General features: G+C 58.7%; 18 protein-coding genes and 1 pseudogene. 11 read left to right on the plus strand and 8 right to left on the minus strand.

Annotated elements, in window-relative coordinates:
* Positions 1 to 14 precede the first annotated feature (14 nt).
* The 4 genes from WEU32_RS10055 to WEU32_RS10070 all read left to right on the plus strand — a co-directional run bounded on the left by WEU32_RS10055 (position 15) and on the right by WEU32_RS10070 (position 2,651).
* Positions 15 to 671 carry a hypothetical protein gene (locus tag WEU32_RS10055; RefSeq protein WP_406851792.1) on the plus strand — a complete coding sequence of 219 codons (657 nt, stop codon included), beginning with the start codon at positions 15 to 17 and terminating at the stop codon, positions 669 to 671.
* Positions 672 to 678: 7 nt separating this feature from the next.
* Positions 679 to 1,356, plus strand: coding sequence for a hypothetical protein (locus tag WEU32_RS10060; RefSeq protein ID WP_406851793.1), 678 nt, complete (start codon positions 679 to 681; stop codon positions 1,354 to 1,356).
* Positions 1,356 to 2,027 carry a hypothetical protein gene (locus WEU32_RS10065; protein WP_406851794.1) on the plus strand — a complete coding sequence of 224 codons (672 nt, stop codon included), beginning with the start codon at positions 1,356 to 1,358 and terminating at the stop codon, positions 2,025 to 2,027. The genes WEU32_RS10060 and WEU32_RS10065 overlap by 1 nt, the downstream gene beginning before the upstream one ends.
* Positions 2,028 to 2,483: 456 nt before the next feature.
* Complete coding sequence (locus tag WEU32_RS10070) at positions 2,484 to 2,651, plus strand: type II toxin-antitoxin system Phd/YefM family antitoxin (protein WP_406851795.1); 168 nt, start codon at positions 2,484 to 2,486, stop codon at positions 2,649 to 2,651.
* Between the two features lie 124 nt (positions 2,652 to 2,775).
* Here WEU32_RS10070 and WEU32_RS10075 read toward each other — a convergent pair whose 3' ends face one another.
* Complete coding sequence (locus WEU32_RS10075; protein ID WP_406851796.1) at positions 2,776 to 3,468, minus strand: IS6 family transposase; 693 nt, start codon at positions 3,466 to 3,468, stop codon at positions 2,776 to 2,778.
* A gap of 805 nt (positions 3,469 to 4,273) precedes the next feature.
* Here WEU32_RS10075 and WEU32_RS10080 point away from each other — a divergent pair.
* The 6 genes from WEU32_RS10080 (at position 4,274) to WEU32_RS10105 (ending at position 13,637) form a co-directional block, all read left to right on the plus strand.
* Positions 4,274 to 5,836 (plus strand): Y-family DNA polymerase, encoded by a 1,563-nt coding sequence (locus WEU32_RS10080; RefSeq protein ID WP_406851797.1) that lies wholly within the window; start codon positions 4,274 to 4,276, stop codon positions 5,834 to 5,836.
* Complete coding sequence (locus WEU32_RS10085) at positions 5,833 to 9,210, plus strand: error-prone DNA polymerase (protein WP_406851798.1); 3,378 nt, start codon at positions 5,833 to 5,835, stop codon at positions 9,208 to 9,210. The genes WEU32_RS10080 and WEU32_RS10085 overlap by 4 nt, the downstream gene beginning before the upstream one ends.
* Positions 9,211 to 9,385: 175 nt before the next feature.
* On the plus strand, positions 9,386 to 10,246 hold the full coding sequence (locus tag WEU32_RS10090) for an N-formylglutamate amidohydrolase (protein WP_406851799.1): 861 nt from the start codon (positions 9,386 to 9,388) through the stop codon (positions 10,244 to 10,246).
* The gene (locus tag WEU32_RS10095) at positions 10,243 to 12,090 is read left to right on the plus strand and encodes a flavohemoglobin expression-modulating QEGLA motif protein (protein WP_406851800.1); all 1,848 of its coding nucleotides are present in this window, start codon (positions 10,243 to 10,245) and stop codon (positions 12,088 to 12,090) included. Before WEU32_RS10090 ends, WEU32_RS10095 begins: the two co-directional genes overlap by 4 nt.
* A gap of 8 nt (positions 12,091 to 12,098) precedes the next feature.
* On the plus strand, positions 12,099 to 13,145 hold the full coding sequence (locus WEU32_RS10100) for a glutathione synthetase (RefSeq protein ID WP_406851801.1): 1,047 nt from the start codon (positions 12,099 to 12,101) through the stop codon (positions 13,143 to 13,145).
* A gap of 318 nt (positions 13,146 to 13,463) precedes the next feature.
* Complete coding sequence (locus WEU32_RS10105) at positions 13,464 to 13,637, plus strand: hypothetical protein (RefSeq protein ID WP_181544045.1); 174 nt, start codon at positions 13,464 to 13,466, stop codon at positions 13,635 to 13,637.
* 14 nt (positions 13,638 to 13,651) lie between these two features.
* Here WEU32_RS10105 and WEU32_RS10110 read toward each other — a convergent pair whose 3' ends face one another.
* The 7 genes and pseudogenes from WEU32_RS10110 to WEU32_RS10140 all read right to left on the minus strand — a co-directional run bounded on the left by WEU32_RS10110 (position 13,652) and on the right by WEU32_RS10140 (position 17,410).
* A complete protein-coding gene (locus WEU32_RS10110) occupies positions 13,652 to 13,984 on the minus strand; it encodes a hypothetical protein (protein WP_406851802.1) in 333 nt (110 codons plus the stop codon).
* A 41-nt stretch (positions 13,985 to 14,025) separates the two neighbouring features.
* Positions 14,026 to 14,382, minus strand: a complete 357-nt coding sequence (locus WEU32_RS10115; protein ID WP_406851803.1) for a DUF2391 family protein — start codon at positions 14,380 to 14,382, stop codon at positions 14,026 to 14,028.
* Between the two features lie 100 nt (positions 14,383 to 14,482).
* Positions 14,483 to 14,822, minus strand: a pseudogene (locus WEU32_RS10120) (SDR family oxidoreductase); the annotation flags it as partial.
* Positions 14,823 to 14,827: 5 nt separating this feature from the next.
* Positions 14,828 to 15,136, minus strand: coding sequence for an SDR family NAD(P)-dependent oxidoreductase (locus tag WEU32_RS10125; RefSeq protein WP_406851804.1), 309 nt, complete (start codon positions 15,134 to 15,136; stop codon positions 14,828 to 14,830).
* 84 nt (positions 15,137 to 15,220) lie between these two features.
* Positions 15,221 to 16,237 (minus strand): DNA topoisomerase IB, encoded by a 1,017-nt coding sequence (locus tag WEU32_RS10130; protein ID WP_406851805.1) that lies wholly within the window; start codon positions 16,235 to 16,237, stop codon positions 15,221 to 15,223.
* 6 nt (positions 16,238 to 16,243) lie between these two features.
* Entirely contained in the window at positions 16,244 to 17,104 is an 861-nt protein-coding gene (locus WEU32_RS10135; RefSeq protein WP_406851806.1) for a Ku protein, read from the minus strand.
* A 72-nt stretch (positions 17,105 to 17,176) separates the two neighbouring features.
* Entirely contained in the window at positions 17,177 to 17,410 is a 234-nt protein-coding gene (locus tag WEU32_RS10140; protein WP_406851807.1) for a DUF5961 family protein, read from the minus strand.
* Between the two features lie 120 nt (positions 17,411 to 17,530).
* Here WEU32_RS10140 and ligD point away from each other — a divergent pair, with 120 nt between their 5' ends.
* Positions 17,531 to 19,975, plus strand: coding sequence for a DNA ligase D (gene ligD / locus WEU32_RS10145; RefSeq protein ID WP_406851808.1), 2,445 nt, complete (start codon positions 17,531 to 17,533; stop codon positions 19,973 to 19,975).
* Positions 19,976 to 20,049: the final 74 nt, after the last annotated feature.

Here is a 20,049-nt window from a genome sequence, read left to right on the forward strand (position 1 = left end):
GGGCTATATAGTTTATGGCCATTGTCATCATATGCGATCCAATCACCCTGCACGTAGGTGGTCGCTCCCTACTTTCAGCACCACTCTATAAGGGCGCTCAGCCTCGAGCGGGCGACGCGGTGTTCATCTGGTTCTCTGAGACCGCCGGTGGAATTGGCCTGGCCGCCCACGGCATCGTCGAGGCGGCCAGCGACGACGGCGACATCGCTCTGACCATTCATCAGACTTCACCGCTGCGAGCGTTCGATAAGCGTATGCTTGCCCCTGAGCGCGACGCTCCCGGATCCTTGGACGGGCTCGCTGCGAAGCTGTACCGAAACGCCCACAACAAGATCGCGCAGCTTGATGACGACGAAGCGAAACTCCTGCTCAGTTACTGGAAGCCTTCGCCGACACAGCGATCTAAATATGCGCCCCTCGGCGAGTGGCTGGCAAAGCAAGACATTGCTGAGTTGGTGGTGTCGTTCAAGGACATCGAAGCCCTGGTCGGTCCACTGCCTGCTAGCGCCGATCGACCGCAGTTCTGGGCGAACACCGAGCAGATCTACACCAATGTGCAGCGCGAAGCTTGGCGATCGGCCGGATACGACGCCTTCCTGCTGAATGGACAAGCCATGGTCCGCTTTTTGAAACGGCCGGCCCCCAATCGAACCACAACAGGGAGCCCGTGACGCCGCCATGCTCCATGCCTTCAACATCAAGAATGCACGCCGAGTTCTTCAACCGAAGGCCTCAGAGCATAGCATTGAGAAGTCAGAAGACGCGGCCACCTCGATGGTGTTCACGCCGCTAACCTTTATGACGCCAGGAGAGGCCCTCGACAGCCTCGAGGCCTTTCTTGGCGACGCTGCAAGTCTTCCGATTGCTGGTCGAGGTCCTATCCGACACACAGTCGACCTATGGCCTGGCGGCCTGCTCGCACGATCAGCGGATGGCGATCACCTGACTCGCTGCGAGCCTGACTTAATGATTACCTTTGAGTTCGAACAAGGGCCCTCGGTGATTTTCATAGGCGAAATGAAGTGGGGCTGGTCCATGCCGGCCGCCGATCTAAGGATCGAACTCGACCGCGAGATCGAGGCCATCAGGCGTCACGATCCGCACGCGGTTCAGGTTGTCTTCGTCATCTCGCAATACGCGTACGGCCCTATGAACCAGGTGACGCTCCTCACCTGGAAGCGCTTTTCATCGCTTCTACGGCCGCTGGCCCATCGGGCACCGGTTACTGCCGCTTCCCGCTGGGCCGATTTGGTCTGCACATTCCTCGAACGCGCCGATCAATGGGGTTTCGCGGGCATACCGCAGACATATCCTTTGGAGGCCTGGTCTAGGCACGTCGCCTTCTGGAGGCCCTAATGACTGATCCGATCTTCCAAGCCGCGAGTTATCTGGAACGGGTATGCGCCGAGATCTCCCACCTGTCGGAAGAGGTCGCCCGGGCGATCAGCGAGCAAGGATTTGAAATCAAACTACACGACAGCAATCTGGTCTCGGACAACCAAATGTCAGGGCTACGCTACGCCTTCAGCTACGCGGTCAAACGCGTTTTCCGCAATCAGAAGAAAAACGCTCAAATTCTCCTTAAGTTTGATCTGTGGCGCTCCGACCATCCGTCGGATTGGCCTCACGCAAAGGAGGCCCTCCTGATCGTCGCCTATGACGCCGACCTCGTCGATGGCTGGGATTCAGAACAGCTCGATGTCCAAGCCGATGGACGCCTTGAGCGACCAGACCTGGTGAGCGAGCTGCACCAACGCTGCGATAATCGGCTTCTTCTCTGGGAGAGGCGGATCAACGACCGCTCGTTCGCGCGCCAGGCATGGTACTTCGGTGTCCGGCTGTGTGACATTCACGACATCAACGACTCTCAGCGTATGATCGTTGGCCCTCTCGTCGCGCTTTTGCGAACGCCCGAAACGGCCGCGGAGGTTCTAGCCCGTGCAGAAGCTGTGGTTTGGCCCGAGCATCGGACGGGCGGATGGCCAGGGGGAATTGATCCGAGCAGCAATTCAACCGCTTGCCTATAAATGACCATCGAGCGAGCCGCTCTTAGCCATCTAACTCGCGGAAAATAGACCCAGCCGGGGGGGCTTTATCGGCTGTATATCCACACCCGCTTCTTCGGCAGCCCGCCGCAGGACTCTTTGATCGGCAATCACGATGGCTTCTGGGTTGCCGACATTGGTACGGGACTGTCAGCTTAACTGAGCGAAATCGAAAGTCCCCTTCCCTTTACATGTTCAGGCCGCCTGCGTCGCCCCCCCCCGACAGCGCCAGTTCGGGAAATGTGGCCCGCACCTGCTTCATCTGCAGTTTCCGGATCGAGATCGCTTGGATCGTGGACATAAAAATCTGGACCACTCGGATGCCGTCCGCGTCCCCATCGAGCAGGAAAATATTGATGGAGCAAGGACGCATAGAAAATCGCTTTGCATTTATGGCCACTTTGGCCAAAAGTGCAGGCCGATAGCGGGCGTCAAACCATGCAAACCATCTCTGCCAAAGAGGCGAAGTATCAATTCGGTAAGCTCATCGACATAGCACGGGCGAAACCCGTTACTGTCGAAAAGCATGGACGGGCGGTTGTCGTGGTATTGGCGGTTGAAGAATATGAGCGCTTGAAGGCGATTGAAGCGGGGCAGAATGGTTGATCAGGTGGATAGCGACAGGTTTCTGGAGGCATTGACGCAGCTTGGCGGTTCCGCCGGCAATGTGCGGCTGCGGGGACTGTCAGCTTAACTGAGCGAAGTCGAAAGTTCCCTTCCCTGCTCATGTTCAGATGGTAGCAGCCGCCCAAGCAGCATCCGCATCGCCGCGAAAACGACGAAGTGTGGGTCTGCTGATCAAATGGCGCTGGATGTTGAAGGTGTTGTAGATCGCTGCGTGCGTTGTGAGAAATCGCTGGGCTGAGGTTTGGGATTTGAACCTCTGCTGCTGCCGTTCACGTCGTCGGATCGGCAGATGCGAGTTTTCAACGCGGTTGTTGTCTCGCAGTCGACCAGGACGATGAAGATGGCGCAGTTCCAACTGGTCAAGCGCCGCGCCATACGATGCCAGCCCGTCCGTTGTAATGGTTTCAGGCTCGACAGGTTGGTTACGCAAAAGACGTCTGAGCAACTTCAGCGCTGCCTCTGTATCCCGCCGACGCTGAACGACAACGTCCAAAACCTCGCCTTCGTCGTCGACCGCACGCCACAGATACATGCGTCGGCCGCCGATCTTGCAAACCATCTCATCGAGATGCCAACGGCCTGTCGGTGGCACTCTCCGCTTCTTTAGCCGCCGTGCAATCAGAGGCCCGAACTTGATCGTCCAGCACCGGATCGTTTCGTAGCTGACGTCAATTCCGCGTTGCGCCATCAACTCCTCGACATCGCGGAAGCTCAGGCTGAAACGAAAGTACAGCCACACAGCATGACGGATCAACTCTGCGGGAAAGCGATGTCGCTTAAACGATAGCGGCTTCATAAAACGACTTCTCCACCAATGACTTGCAGCCATCAATGTGGAGCACCTTTAGCGTTAGACTGACAGCACCCTTCCTTGAGGTCACCAAACCCCGCTTGACTCTACACCCGTAGCGCGCGCTATATAGAACAAATGAAGAACAAAGAGCCCGATGATCGTCTGACCGCCTTACGAGATAGGTTCGCGACTCTCGGTGTCTCCTGCCGCCCGGTTGTTCAATGTCAGACTCAATCCTCCACTGATTTCCCGGCGCATTGGACCCGAGGCGTCCTGCACGATCTGTATGCAGCCACGCCCGCCGACGCGGTAGCCGTCAACGCCTTCGCACTCGGGGCCAGTGTTCAGGTTGCGAAGGGGCGGATCATCGTCTGGGGGCTGCACGAGATGATGGGGCTGGAAGCCGGGCGGCCGCACGGTCCGGGCCTGCACGAGATGGGGCTATCACCATCTGACATGCTGCTGGTGCGCGCACCGGACATCCAGACCCTTCTGATCATCGGTGAAGAAGCACTGCGGACGCCAACGGTGGGGGCTGTGCTGCTCAGCGCCTGGGGCGAGGCCAAGGCCATGTCCCTCACAGCTAGCCGGCGCCTAGCTCTGGCGGCAGAGACCTGCGGAGGGACGCTATTTTTGGCGCGGGCCGGAGCGATGCTTGTACCTAGTGCGGCTGAGACGCGATGGTCGGTGCAGGCGGAGGCGTCAAACCCTCTGGAAGGGGGAGCGCCGGGGCGGCCATCTTTTTCCGCGACCTTGCTGCGACGACGCGGCGGGGGGGAACACAGAAGTTGGATTTTGGAGTGGGATCGTGACGCCCGATCGTTCCGTGAATCTGCGCCGCTATCTGGCGCTGTGGTTCCCGTGGTTGCCCAGCGACCGGCTAAAGCATGGAGCGAGCGCTGACGACGCGTCGGTTGATGTTGCACCTGTGGCGCTGGTAGAGAAGATCGGCGGGGCCTTGCGTCTCGCCGCTGTCGATCCAGCGGCAGCCAGAGCGGGGCTAACGCCCGGCCTGACCCTAGCCGATGCACAGGCGCGGACGCCGTCCCTACACACCGTCGTTCATAAGCCGGAGGCGGATGCCGCCCTGCTGCAGCAGGTGATGGAGGATTTCAGCCGCTTCACTCCTATGATCGCCGAGGATGCGCCGCAGGGGCTGATCCTTGACATCTCAGGCTGCGCCCATCTGTTCGGCGGCGAGATTGGCCTGGTCCGCGCCGCGCATGACCGCGCAGGCCGCATCGGCCTTAAGATGCGTAGCGCTCTGGCCTCGACGCCCCAGGCGGCGCGCGCCTTGGGCCGGTTCGGGCCGGGCGGCATATTCGCAGAGGGGGAGGATCGACAGGCTGTCCGCACGTTGCCGGTAGCGGCACTGGAATTACCGGAGCGCGACACCCAGGCGCTGCAGCGCGCCGGCTTAAAAAAGATCGCCGATCTGGACGACAGGCCCCGCGCGCCCCTAGCCGCGCGTTTCGGCACGGATTTTCCCGCGCGTCTGGCTCGTGTGCTGGGCGACCAGGACATGCGGATCACACCGCACCGCCCGCAACCACCTATCACCGTCGACAGAGTTTTCTTTGAACCCATTCTGACCGATAAGGACGTAGAGCGCGTCCTGTCCGATCTGCTGATGGACGTAACTGACCGACTGGATCAGGCTGGCAAGGGCGGGCGCGCCTTTGAGGCCGGCTTTTACCGCATCGACGGGCTAGTCCGCCGCATCGTCACACGAACCGGGCGAGCGACACGTGATGCGGATGCCGTGCTGCGTCTGTTCCGCGAGCGGCTTGCGGCCCTGTCCAATCCGCTCGATCCCGGCTTCGGTTTCGACCAGATGCGGCTGTCGGTGCTTGAGACCCAGACGCTGAATCCGGCTCAGCGCCGTCTGGATGGCGACCGCTCTGACGGTGAGGACTTCAGCAGTCTGATTGACCGGCTGACAGCCCGTCTCGGTCCCGAGGCTGTGCTGCTCTTCGAGCCTCTGGGCTCGCACATCCCCGAACGCGCGTCGCGTCTGGTTCCAGCGACTATCACGGCGGCTCGACCGGCCCTGGATTGGCCCGAGCGGATTCCCGGAAATCCACCCTTGCGCCCGCTGCAGATGTTCTCTCCGCCACAGCCGGTCGAGACCCTGGCCGTGGTGCCGGACGGCTCGCCACAGAGGTTTCGCTGGCGTCGGGTGCTGCACGAGGTGGCTTTGGCCGAGGGGCCGGAGCGGATTGGCGGCGAATGGTGGCGTGCACCCGACCAGAAGACCCGCGACTACTACCGCGTCGAGGACCGTGATGGCCGTCGCTTCTGGCTGTTCCGCCAGGGCCTGTACGGCGAGACCGACGAACCGCGCTGGTTCATCCACGGCCTGTTTGCATGACCGTTCCCGTCCACGAACCCGCACTTGAGCCCACCTATGCCGAACTCGCCAGCGCCAGCAACTTTTCCTTCCTCCGCGGGGCGTCCCACCCCAAGGATCTGGTGCTGACAGCGATCCTGCGCGGCCATGCGGGGCTGGGCCTGGCCGACCAAAACACAGTTGCCGGAGTTGTGCGGGCCTGGAGCGCCCTGCGCAGCCTGCGCGAAGACGGCCTGTCGCCGCCCGATGTGGTGCGTGACGGCGCCGGTCCCGGGGAGGTGACCTATGTCGAGCATCCCCTAAACGACCCGGCCCTGTCGGACAAGATCAGGCGACGGGCCGCGTGCTTCAAGCTGGCAACTGGGGCGCGTCTGGTTTTCAACGATGGTGCGCCCGACATCATCGCCTATCCCGAGACACGGGCCGGTTGGGGGCGGTTGACGCGGCTGCTGACCCTGGGCAATCGCCGAGCTGTGAAGGGCCGGTGCGAGATCGGGCTGGGTGATCTGCTTGCCGCCCCGGAGGATCTTCTTCTGATCGTCATGCCGGACGCCCGAATGGAGGGGCTGGACCGAACGTTGAACCGTCTGGCCGAGGCGGCACCGGGCGCGGTCTGGCTGGGCGCATCCATGGGACGCAGCGGCGACGACCGGCGTAGGCTGGCGCGGTTGAAGACGCTGGCAGACCGGAGCCGCGTCCCGCTGCTTGCGGTCAACGATGTACTCTATCACGACCCTGACCAGCGCGACCTGCAGGACGTTCTGACCTGTATCCGCGAAGGCGTCATGATCGAGACGGCAGGCCGACGACTGAACGCCAACGGTGAGCGCTGGCTGAAGCCGCCCGCCGAGATGTTGCGGTTGTTCCGCGACGCGCCCGATGCCGTCGCCGAGGCAGCAAACCTGCTGGCTCGCGTTGGTTTCGATCTCGGGGATATCAGTTACCAGTATCCCAAAGAGACGACACCGCCTGACAAGACGCCGCAGGAGTGGCTTGAGCATCTGACCTGGCTGCACGCCGAGATGAACTATTCAAATGGCGTCCCCGAAAAAGTGAGGCTGCTGCTGGAGAAGGAGTTGGCCTTCATCGCAAGGGCAGACTACGCGCCCTATTTCCTGACCATCTACGACATCGTCCGCGTGGCACGCGACAAACGCATCCTGTGTCAGGGACGCGGCTCGGCGGCCAATTCCGCCGTCTGCTATGTGCTGGGCATCACAGCGGTGGACCCGGCAGAATCCGATCTGCTATTCGAGCGCTTTCTGTCGTCAGACCGCGGCGAGCCGCCCGACATTGACGTCGACTTCGAGCACGAGCGGCGCGAAGAGGTCATCCAGCACATCTACAATCGCTATGGGCGAGAGCGCGCCGGTATCGCCGCCACCGTTATCCGCTATCGCCCTAAAAGCGCCATCCGTGACGTGGGCAAGGCCATGGGCCTGACCGAGGATATCACCGCCCGTCTGGCCTCTAGCCAGTGGGGCAGTAGGGGCTCCGAGATCAGCGACCGCCATATCGCGCAGGCCGGATTGGATCCCGCCAATCCGATGATCCGGCGCGCGGTGGCGATGGCGACGCGGCTTCTGGGTTTTCCCCGTCACCTGTCCCAGCACGTCGGCGGCTTCGTCCTGACCCAAGACCGGCTCGACGAACTGGTCCCTATCGGCAACGCCGCCATGGCAGATCGCACCTTCATCGAATGGGATAAGGACGACATAGACGAACTGCGACTGATGAAGGTCGATGTGCTGGCACTCGGCATGCTGACCTGCATCCGCAAAGCCTTCGACCTGATCCGCGACCATTACGGCGACGACTGGGCGCTGAATACGATCCCAGCCGACGATGCGGGCGTTTACGACATGCTGTGTAAGGGCGACTCCATCGGCGTCTTTCAGATCGAGAGCCGCGCCCAAATCAATATGCTGCCTCGGCTGAAGCCGCGCCGGCTCTATGACCTGGTGATTCAGGTCGCCATTGTTCGACCCGGCCCGATTCAGGGTGACATGGTCCACCCCTATCTACGCCGTCGCAACGGGCTGGAGGAGCCGGACTATTCCAAGCCCGGACCCCAGTATCCGCAGAACGAGCTGAAACAGGTGTTGGAGAAAACCTTGGGCGTGCCCCTGTTTCAGGAGCAGGCGATGAAGGTCGCCATGGTCGCCGCCGAGTTCAACGAGAAGGAAGCCAACGGCTTACGCAAGGCCATGGGCACCTTCCGAGGCGACGGTACCCTGCACACCTACGAGGACCGCATGGTCAGCCGGATGATCGCGCGCGGTTACGATCCGAGCTTCGCCCGGCGTTGCTTTGAACAGATCAAGGGCTTTGGCTCCTACGGGTTCCCGGAGAGCCACGCCGCTTCCTTCGCCCAACTGGTCTATGTCTCATCGTGGATCAAACACCACTATCCTGCGGCCTTCGCCTGCGCCTTGTTGAACAGTCAGCCGATGGGTTTTTACGCTCCGGCCCAGATTGTACGTGACGCCCAGGCGCACGAAGTCGAGGTGCGCCCAGTCGATGTCTTGCACAGCGGTTGGGAAAACAGTCTGGAAGGTTCGGACAGTGCGCCGGCCCTGCGTATCGGTCTGCGCCAGATCGACGGCTTCCGCGAGGATTGGGCCGAGGCCTTGGTCGCCGCGCGAACCTTCCCGCTGTCCGACATTGAAACCCTGGCGCGGCGCGCGGAACTGCCGTCATCCGCCATGCGTAAGCTGGCCGACGCCGACGGCTTCCGCTCGATGGGGCTGGATCGGCGTCAGGCCCTATGGGCGGTGCGCCGCCTGCCGGACGACGCGCCGCTGCCCCTGTTTGCCGCCGCGGATGCCCGCGAGTTGGGTGCCGAGCCCGACGCCCGTCTACCGACTATGCCGCTGGGAGAGCATGTCGCCGCCGACTACCAAACGCTACGCCTGTCTCTAAAGGCCCATCCCATGGCCATACTGCGTCCACTCTTCGACGCGGAGGGGATGCTGACCTGCGCCCAGACCGAGGCGAAACGGAACGCCGCGTTGGTGCGCGTCGCGGGCGTGGTTTTGGTGCGGCAGCGTCCCGGTAAGGGCAACGCCATCTTCGTCACCCTGGAAGATGAGACGGGCATCACCAACGTCGTCCTCTGGGCACGGATGTTCGAGCAGTTTCGTCGCGAAGTCATGGCCGCCCGGCTGATGGAGGTCGAGGGCGCAGTGGAGAAGAGCCCCGAGGGCGTAGTTCATCTGGTTGCCCATAAGGTCATCGACCGCTCCTCGGAGCTGCAGCGTTTATCGGAAGATCGTGACACGACGGTGCAGCTCGCCCTCACCGACATCGCTGCCAACCCGCAGCTGCCGCGTCATACGCCACATCGCCATCCGCGCGATGTGCGGATCCTGCCGGGGTCTCGGGATTTCCATTGAGCTAAAGAATTGCGAAATGTCTGGTATCGGCCTGTTATTTTTAGGCTGATATCTGTCAGGGTTGCTGCCCAACCAGCATCCGTATCTGCAAGAAAGCAAAGAAGCTGGACCTGCTGATCAGATGGCGCTGAAATTTTCAGTAACCCTATCGTCAGCTCAAATGTAGTTCCATTCAATGGCGGAACTTGAATACGGACGTAAACATTATGTCCCCATGACTTGTAACGCGGATATCTATGAGAATCTCGCTACGGATCCGTTGTGGACCTTAAAATTTGGAGCCTCCCCTCTTATAGGGACGGCGATCCATGATGGGCATGCAATCAGCCCTCATCTTGTTAATCAGATAGCTCTCGATGCGGCAGGTCGTTTACGCGAGGAGGATCCGTTCACCGCGCATTTCATTGCAGACATGCCGACACAAATTGTGGTTCACCGCTCACGCTTCGAGTTCGACCTTAATCGTTCGCCAGAAAGTGCGGTCTATTTAGATCCGGAACAGGCTTGGGGCCTCGAAGTCTGGCATGAGAAGCCAGATCAGAGTGCGATATCTGACTTGCTGCGCCAGCATGCCAGCTACTACAGGTTGCTACACCACGTTCTCACCCAAGCAGAGATACAGTTCGGAAAATTTATCGTTCTGGATATCCATAGCTACAACCATCGCCGCGATGGGCCAGAGTCTCCTCCCACAGATCAGAACCGCGCTCCGGATATCAATATCGGTACTTTCTCAATGGACCGGGAGCGCTGGGCACACGTCATCGAACCTTTCATTGCAAGTTTACGAGCTTCGCTAATCAACGGACGTCACATTGATGTTCGCGAGAATATTGCCTTCCAGGGTAGAGGCGAACAGACACGGTTCATTCACGAGCATTTCCCCTCCTCCGGCTGCGCCATTGCTGTTGAGATGAAAAAGATTTTCATGGACGAGTGGACTGGAAAACCTGACCATTCCGCCATTGCAGAATTGCGTGCTGCCATAACAGCAAGTCTTCCTGTGCTTAAAGCAGCGCTAGAGGGCGTGGCATGACCTCCCGAAGGTCAAATGTCGATGAGGCAACTTTAAAAGCCTGTCTCGTCAAGGACGGCCCAATTCGGCTCGACCTTAACGGAAAAGGCAGACTGTTTATGGATCGGCCCATGCCCTTCATAGCAGTGCATGTTGGTCACCGATCCACGGTGGCACGCGAAGTTGTGATGGCAAATTCATCCTATCTGCTGGCCGCCAACCTCGCAGACGCCGTGACAGTTATACGGCTTGTCGGCACCGCGATGGCCAAGCGGTTTGGTGCTTTCATGGTTATCGATATCGGAGAATTGAATAAGGATAGTCTTGCCAAAGATGCGCCCTATCTTGCCCCCTTTACTGTCACTGCCTCTGCGCCTGCGGACAAGGCGGCACAGGCCGCTCTTTCTGCTCTCATCAGCGGGATTCAAACCGCTGATGCACGTTATCGCACGCCCCTCATTGATCGCTTGGAATTAGTGGACGACACCCAAGCCAGCCTTGCCCGCAAAGTGCCGGCTTTTCCCGTCGTCACTCTGCGTTTCGCGCCAATTCATAAGGTCCCTCAATCCAATGAGGTCTATCCGGAGCTACGCGATAGGCTGGTGGCGAATGTTTTCGATGCTGTTCTCCAGTCCGTTGCTGACTTCACGCGCAAAGAAACGTGTCTGGTGCCCGCCAGTCACAGAGCTCTGGGGCGCCGCGTCTTCGTGGATGCCGTCAAGCGTGCCGACCGGGCCATTGACGATATTGCCGGACGCTTTGATTTCTTACTGTCCGTTACGCCTATCAACTCAGAAGACGCTTGGGCTGAGTTCAAGTCTCTGAACTTCAAGCGGGTTCCGCATTTCCTCTATCGTCCCCTCGCCTTCAATATCGGGGAAAGCAAAAAAGCTCTGTTCTCGATCAATCTAGAAAGGTTCGAGGATCCCGTTCTCACGACGCTCTACCGCGAGAAACAAACCGAGCTCGACCTACAGCTTTCCATGCTCGCGGCGCGTGGTGCACGCCAGTTTGTTGATCTGGGCCGCGCACTATATCGCCCGATTGAGCCTCGCCTTAGCCAGGTAGCGCACGACATATTGCAAGCCACCGCCGGTCTTCCATCGGACGGCGATGCCGACACTGTCGATTACCGGTTTCTTGAACGGCGCGCCCAAACCATGATCGATCGCTATTCAGCGCAGTCGAAAGGCTTCGCAGCGTCGGTTACCGTACGGGACGACCTGCCCGCCGGCATGATGGTGAGTAATGGCAAACTGCTCATTTCACGTCACACATCGATGTCCAAGGCACGGGTAGAAGCCTTGCTCAGCCACGAGGTCGGCGTCCATTTGCTGACCTTCTTCAATGGCTCGGAGCACGGACTAAAAATATTCCGCAGCGGCTTGGCGGGCTATGAAGGTGCGCAAGAGGGGTTGGCCGTTCTGGCCGAATACCTCTCGGGCGGAATGACTGTATCCCGCCTTCGTCTTTTGGCGGCCCGTGTCTGCGCTGTCGCCGGAATGCTTGATGGCGCAAGCTTCGTAGATACCTTTTCAATGCTTCATAGAGAGCAAGGTTTCTCGGACAGAAATGCCTTCAACACTGCCCTTCGTGTCCATCGGGGCGGTGGACTTGCCAAGGATGCTATCTATCTGCGCGGACTGCTGGAACTTCTGGATCATCTTTCGAGGGGTGGTGCGCTTGATTCATTCTGGATAGGCAAGATCGCGTCTTCGCATCTGTCTGTAATGCAGGAGTTGAGCTTACGGGGGCTTCTCAAACCTCCGAAAATCATGCCGCAGTTTCTAGATCTTCCCGGAGCCGATCAAAGACTGGCCCGTCTGAAGGCCGGGCTTACACCTCTAGACCTTATTGCTGCCTAGGAGGCCTCATGCGCATCGCATTCTTCGTCAACTCCATCGAGGGCGAAACGCCCCGTTACACGACCACTATTCTGGCGTTGGCGGCAATGAACCGAGGGCATGAGATTTGCTATGTGACACCCTCGGATTTCGTCCTTTCCCCCGATGACAGCCTTTCGCTTAGCGGTCTGGAGTTACCATCCGGCAACTACAAGAAACCTGAAACTTTTCATCGGGCGCTCCAAAGCAGTGAAGCCACCAAGCGCCTGTTTGATATGAGTGAAATCGACGTTCTGTTCCTGCGCAACGATCCCTCGCTCGATGCGATTGATCGGCCTTGGGCTGCAAATGTTGGGATTATCTTCGGACGAATGGCGGCCCAGCGCGGTGTCCTTGTCGTCAACGATCCTGACGGGCTCGCCCAAGCACAGAACAAACTCTATTTTCAGGATTTCCCGTCTTCGGTCCGGCCCCTAACGCTGATTTCCAAGAACATCGATGAAATCCGAAGCTTCATTCAGGGCCAGAAAAAGGGCGTCATCATCAAACCGCTACAGGGATCTGGTGGCAAGAACGTCTTCAAGATCTCATCGCCTAAAGACCATAACCTGAACCAGATTTTCGAGGCGGTGAGCGAGGAAGGTTACTTGATTGCTCAGGCCTTCATCCCTGAAGCCGGAGAAGGCGATGTAAGGTTCTTCCTGATGAATGGCCGCCCGCTCGTGCGCGACGGCAAATACGCAGCGTTCCGTCGCGTTCCCGCCAAGGGGGAGATTCGATCCAACATTCATGTTGGCGGCGGCCCCGCACCTGTAGAGGTCAGCACGACAATGCTGGGGATCGCCGAAACGGTCCGGCCCAAGCTCATTCAGGATGGCATGTTCCTCGTCGGGCTCGACATTGTCGGAGACAAGTTGCTCGAGATCAATGTTTTCACGCCCGGTGGCATTAACAACCTGTCCCTGCTTTACGACACACACTTTGCGGACAGCATCATTGAGGCCTTAGAAAATAAAAAGACAATCAGCACCTCCTATGGCCATAAAATCGGTAATCGAGAACTAGCTACGCTTTAAACTTCACTAAAATTCTGACTTTGATTGTCACATCGGTATGCCAGTATCATTGCGTTCTAGTGCACGAATTATTGGAACGAAGTGGTTCTAAGAAGCATCCCTTATAGACGGGAGGGAGATTCACGATGAATTCAATCGACGAGAATGACGAAAAGCCAACCGTGCTTAGGAAGCCCAGATCGCTATTGCGATTTCTTACGCTTCTGCTCGCCCTGTTCATCTTGATCTATATGGCCGTTGCAGCGATGGCGTTCTTCAGAAACCAGTCCGAAGCTCCCTCCGTTCCAGCATCCGCACCAGCATCCCAGGAGGAACCCAATGTCTGACCAAGCTCCGGGTCGTACCCGTAACGGTGCCACGCCTGTCACAAAGTCAACGCCCGATGCCTCGGATAAGAAGGCGCAAAAGACCCAAGCCGAGTCACGCAAACGCGCTGGACCAGATGGTCCGGATGCGAAGGTAATTGGCGACACCTTTAAACGTAAGCCATAGCCCTACTGACGCCTTTAAGGGTCAATCCAACTTTCGACGGTGATCTGAACATCCCCTTCAGCTGGGACGCGCATTAAAGCGCGTCGGTTTCCGCGCGCGGGGACATAGTCGATAACGGCTTGAACAATTTCTCCTGAGGTTTCAGTCGTAACGGTGACATCGGACGCGGTTCGTCCGCCTTTGTTTTCGACTTGAACGATAAGCTGACGACCTCCCTCAATGGGGGCCGTGTCGAGCACTCGCGCCGATAGCCTCGCCTCATCTCCGCCTCTCAGGCTTTCGAGCACAAGAATGGTCACGCAGGCCATGACGATCACCATTCCCAGAAGTGCAATCACACCCTGCACACGTGCTTTTCGACGTCTTGGTCGGCGTTTAAAATTTAGCCTCATACCAGAAGCCTCGCTGCGGCAGCGCCCAACGACGCCGAAAATGCCAGCACAACCGTATTGGCCATGATTGCCCCCGTGCCATGCGCATCATTCATGCCGAGCAGTGCCAGAATGCCCATGCTGGCCAATAGACAAATGGCATAACCGGGCACGGTAAAATGCAACAAGGCCTCCAGAGGCGTCTCCTGTTCCTCCTGACCGGCAAAGCCAACCTCGAACACGAATATGTGGACTAGCAACATCGACAACCCCATCACCACCAGTGTCGCCTCGGGTCCGATGCGGTAAGCGACAAGCTGGATTTCCTCGGTCGGCGCGAGGTTCAGCGCCAGAAAAAGCGCACCGGACATCATCAGGAATAACTCGCCAAAATAATCGCTGGCCGCCGCTGGGCTGAAGCACAGTCCAGAACGGACCGGGGGCGACTGCGTTGACGCGAATGCCTTGCTCGATAGCCTGTTTTGCCAGCGCCTTCGTATAGGTAACGATGCCGCCCTTTGTAGTCGCATAATCTAACAGGATGTCACTGGGCTCATAGGCCTGAATAGACGCCGTAGTGATGATGGCGGCACCGGCGGGCATGACCGGAATCGCCGCCTGACATAGCCAGTGCAAGGCATACAGGTTGGTCTTCATCGTCAAAATCGCTGGTAGAAAAATCCGACAGATCATCGCGATATTGCTGGCGCCCCGCATTGACCACGAGGATGTCCAGCCCGCCGAACGCTTCAACGGTCCGTGCGACCATGGTCTCATTCCATGCTTCGTCGCGAACATCACCTGCAAGCGCCACCGCCTTTACACCTTCAGCTTCGATCTGCTTGATGACCTCGCCGCATCCGATTCCTCGGACGGCAGATAGGCTATCGCAACATCGGCACCTTCTCTCGCAAAGCTGATAGCGACAGCGCGCCCGATGCCGGAATCGCCGCCGGTGATCAGGGCACGACGACCTGCCAGCCGCCCATGGCCAAGATAACTGTTTTCGCCATGATCGGGCGCTGGTGTCATGCGCTTTACTAGACCTGGTGTGGCTTGCTCCTGATCTGGAAACGGCGGCCGAGGATATTGATGGCGCGGATCCTGCATCGATGACCGGTTCTCCATGGTGCATATCTCCTTGGGTGATCGGTTCTGCTGAGCCTATAAAAACAATCCTTTAGCCACTGCCATGTTCCCGACCGTCTCAGTTCAATTGCTGGCAGCTAAGGTCTTGGCTAATGCGCGTTCGAAAGATTTGGCCGAGGTACGGGGCAGTGCTTCGGCAATCGCGCCGCGCTCGAACAAGTCGACGACGCGCGGATGCACATAGGCACTGCGGCAAACCGCGAGCGTATTACCCAGCAGGGATGCCGCCTCGCGAATACAGCTATTGGCCTTGCGCTTGGCATCAGCAGCCGAAGTCGGCGGTTCCGTGTCGCTAAGCGCGCGGGCCACACAAACGGTCGCCGCCCAAGTGCGAAAATCCTTGGCCGAGAAGTCCTCGCCCATATTCTCGCGGATGAAGGCATTGATATCGTCAGACGTGACGGCGCGAAGTTGTTCCTCGTCATCGACATACTGAAACAGGGTATGGCCGGGCAGTTCGCTTAGTCGCCTGACACCGGTGGCCAGCCTGCGGTCTTGTACATTCAGGTCATGCACAATCCCGCTTTTCCCACGAAACCTCAGCCGCAATTCCGTGCCACTAACCTCGATATGGCGTTTATGCAGGGTCGTCAGGCCAAAGCTGCGGTTCTCACGGGAGTAACGGGCATTGCCGACTCGGATCAGACTTAACTCCATCAGGCGCATGGCCGTGGCCACAACCTTTTCCTGATCGAACTTGCGCCGCGCGAGACCTTTCTCGATGGCCGCTTCTAGCTTTGGCAGGGCGGCAGCAAAGGCCGGCATTCGGGCGAACTTGTTCTCGGACTGGGCTTTCGTCCAATCGGGATGATAGCGGTATTGCTTGCGCCCGCGGGCATCACGGCCCGTCGCCTGAATGTGGCCATTAGGGTGCGGGCAAATCCACACCTGTGTCCAAGCCGGTGGAATGGCCAGAGCGCGTATTCGCCCCAACACCTTTTCATCCGTTACCCGCGCGCCATCGCGTCCAAGATAGAAGAAACCCCGACCTGCACGTTTGCGCCGGATGCCCGCGACTTCATCCGAACACCAGCGCAGTCCGGCGGGTATGTCCTCTTTATCGGCGACAGCACAATCCAAGGCAGATCACCCTGCTTTTCTTGCGCGCGGTTTGCTGGTTTTCGACGCTGATTTAGAGGTCGCCTTGGATGCAGGTTTGCTCGCAGAGCGTCCGGCCTTGGCGTCCAGACTGGCACGTAGGGCAGCCATAAGGTCGACCACATTGTCGTCCTTGGGCGCAGAGACTTTGGCAGGTTTCTTGCCCTTCTGCTTGTCGGCAATCAGCGCCTTCAACGCGTCTTCATAGCGATCATTGAACTTTGAGGGATCAAAGGGTCCCGCCTTTTGCGCAATGATCTGTTCGGCAATCTTGATCATGTCCGCATCCGGCTTGGCGGTCGAAATGCCGCCAAACACCTCTTCGGGTTGGCGCACCTCGTCATCGGTCCGCAGCGTATAGGCGAGGATACCTTTGCCTCGAGGCTCCAACGCCAGAAGTCGCTCGCGGGTGGACATCACAACGCGCGCCAGTGCGATCTTCCCCGACTTCTCCATTGCCGTGCGAATGACATTGAAGGCGTCCTGACCGATCTTGCCGTCAGGCGCGAGGAAATAGGGATTGTCCCAATAGATACGATCGATGTCCTTGGCCGGAACAAAGCTTTCGATGTCGATGGTCTTGGTGCTCTCCAGCTTTACCGACTTGATCTCCTCGTCGGTCAGCAGGACATATTCCCCCTTCGAAACCTCATAGCCCTTCACCAGATCGGCACGCGAAACAGGTCCCGTATCCGGATCGGTCGTGACCATCTTGATGCGGTTATTGGTCTTTGGATTGATCAGGTTGAAGTGGACGTCTCCCCCCGTCGACGTCGCCGTATAGAGCGCGACCGGACAGGTCACGAGCGACAGCTTTAGATGACCTTGCCAACTGGGTCTGGGAGCCATGGGAGCACCTCGTTTGCGATCAGCCTTGCCAAGGGGGCTTTTTACAAACGAGCGTTACGGCAAAGGGTTCGATCAGCCGCAGGATTTCAGATCACCGCTATCGGTATCCAGCAGAAAACAATGCTGGTTTCCGTCTTCGATATCGGTCACCCAGAGCTTGAGTTCCGGCACCGGCGGCGATGTTACAAAATCCTCGATATAGCTGACCGCTGCGGCCTCCAGTGTCCGCTCCTCGACAATCCGCGTCGGGTGTCCGGTCGCCATGACGCGATAACGGTTCAACGGTTCAGATGCGGCTTGCGCCATAAGCGTTCCTCCTGCCCAGTTCCAACGCACAAGACGCCAGATAGATTCACTGAAAGATCCGAAAACGGTTCGTGCGGGAGCGCAAAGCCATAACGACCGTTAGTATGGCGGAGGTCTTTGATGCCCAATCCCCGCTTGGACAGCTATCGCCAGATGCGCGACTTTTCCCGAACGGAAGAGCCGTCTGGTATTGGTGCCGAGATCGCCGGCTCGGACCACCTGCGCTTCGTCATCCATAAACACGATGCCAGCCGCCTTCACTTTGACCTGCGGCTGGAGTGGAACGGCACCTTCCTGTCATGGGCCGTACCCAAGGGCCCTTCGCTGGATCCTGCCGACAAACGCCTCGCCATGGCGGTGGAAGACCATCCGCTCGACTATGGGGATTTCGAAGGCACCATCCCCAAGGATTTGTACGGCGGTGGCACGGTGATGATCTGGGACCGCGGGCTATGGATACCCGAACCGGGCTTTGAGGACGTGGACAAGCATCTGCAAAAAGGCGAGTTGAAGTTCGTCATGGAAGGCGACCGGATGCACGGCTCCTGGGTGCTGGTCCGGCTCAAACCCAAGGCTGGAGAGAAGGGTAAGCCATGGATGCTGATCAAGCATAAGGACCGTGCTGCCCAGACGGGCAACAAGGGCGGTCCGAGCGATCGCGACAAGTCGGTCGCCTCGACCCGCACCATGAAGCAGATCGCCACAAACGTTTCGGCCGAGGTTGCGCCCTACATGACCCTGCCGCGCAGCAGCGCAAAGCAAAGAAAGTCTGTACCTTCGCCCCATCGCACCAAGACGAAGAGCGCCCAAAAGTCTGACATTCCTGACTTTATCGAACCGCAACTGGCCACAAATATTGCCACCCCACCCGCAGGCGATATGTGGGCGCACGAAATCAAGTTCGACGGTTATAGGCTTCAACTGCGCATCGACGGCCAGCAGACTTCCCTGCGCACCCGCAAAGGCTTGGACTGGACCAAGAGATTTCCCTCCATAGCCGCCGATGCCAAGGGCCTTGAAGACGGCCTCTATGATGGCGAGGCCGTAGCGTTGAACGATGAAGGCAAACCCAGTTTTGCCCTTCTCCAAGCCGTTCTCGGCGGCGAGAGCGATGCCCCAATTGTCTATTATGCCTTTGACCTGCTTCACGACGGCCAGCAGGACATTCGCAGCCTGCCTCTCGCAGATCGAAAGGCAGAACTGGAAAAGCGGTTGGCCAAGGCCAAGGGCGCTATACGCTATGTCGAACATTTCCAGACGACAGGGAACGCGCTTTTGCAATCGGCCTGTCGGCTCGACCTAGAGGGGATTATCTCCAAGCGCCTGAGTTCACCCTATCGCTCGGGCCGCAGCGACGACTGGGTGAAGTCCAAATGTCGACAAGAGCAGGAAGTTGTGATCGCCGGATGGGCGACGACGGGCAATGCCTTCCGGTCGCTGATTGCCGGGGTCTATCGCGAAGGCAAGCTTGAGCATGTGGGCCGGATCGGCACCGGCTTTAGCCGTAAGACCGTCGAGCAAATCATGCCCAGGTTAAAAGCTATCGAGACGGCCCAGAGCCCCTTCCCCGATGGCCCCAAATCCGTCGCAGGGGTCCACTGGGTCAAGCCGGTTCTGGTCGCTGAAATCGCCTTTGAAGGCTTTACCGGATCGGGTGCGATCAGGCAGGCCTCGTTCAAAGGACTGCGTGATGACAAGCCTCCCAAAGAGGTCGCACTGGATAATCCTCAAGGCGTTTCAAAGATTGCGACCGGCACCGATGCTCCCCTGCGCGGTGTCCGTCTGTCCAGTCCGGACAAGGTTTTGTGGCCCGAAACCAAAGACAGTCCGGCCATCACCAAACGCGGTCTGGCCGACTATTACGAGCGTATCGGCGACAAGATGCTGGAGCACATTCGGGGCCGACCTTGCTCCATTATCCGTATGCCCGATGGCATCGAGGGCCAGAGTTTCTTTCAACGACATCCCGTGAAGGGCCAATCCCCGCTTATCGAAGCCGTCGAGGTTAAAGGCGATCCCAAGCCCTATATCTGCATTGATACCGTCGAAGGTTTGATTGCCGCCGCACAGTTTGCTGCCGTCGAAATCCACCCCTGGAACTGCGTGCCCTATCAGCACGACAAGGCTGAACGTCTGATCTTCGACCTCGACCCCGCACCTGATGTTGCGTTCAATGAGGTCATCATAGCGGCCAGAGAAGTCCGCGACCGGCTAAAAGATTTGGGCCTCGAAAGTCACTGCAAGACGACTGGCGGCAAGGGGCTGCACGTTAACACCTATGTCGAGCACCTTGATATGGACTGGACAGAAGCCAAGGCCTTCGCCCGCGAGTTCGCCCGCGTCATGGCTGCAAATGCACCCGACCGCTATCTGATCAGTATGTCAAAGAAGGCGCGCGAAGGCCGCATATTCATCGACTACCTACGCAACGATCGTAAAGCGACCGCTGTTGCACCCTACTCGCCTCGCGGACGACCGGGCGCTCCTGTCTCGATGCCATTGAGTTGGAGCCAGGTCCGCAAAGGCCTTGATCCATGCCGCTATCGCATTGAGCCTATAAGATAAATGGCTAATTGGGTTCCGCGCCGTAAAACGTCAGACCGTGCGGGTGTAATGCTTTCAGACCCAAGGGGCTGGTT

Source organism: Brevundimonas sp. BH3, assembly GCF_045345115.1.
GTDB lineage: Bacteria > Pseudomonadota > Alphaproteobacteria > Caulobacterales > Caulobacteraceae > Brevundimonas.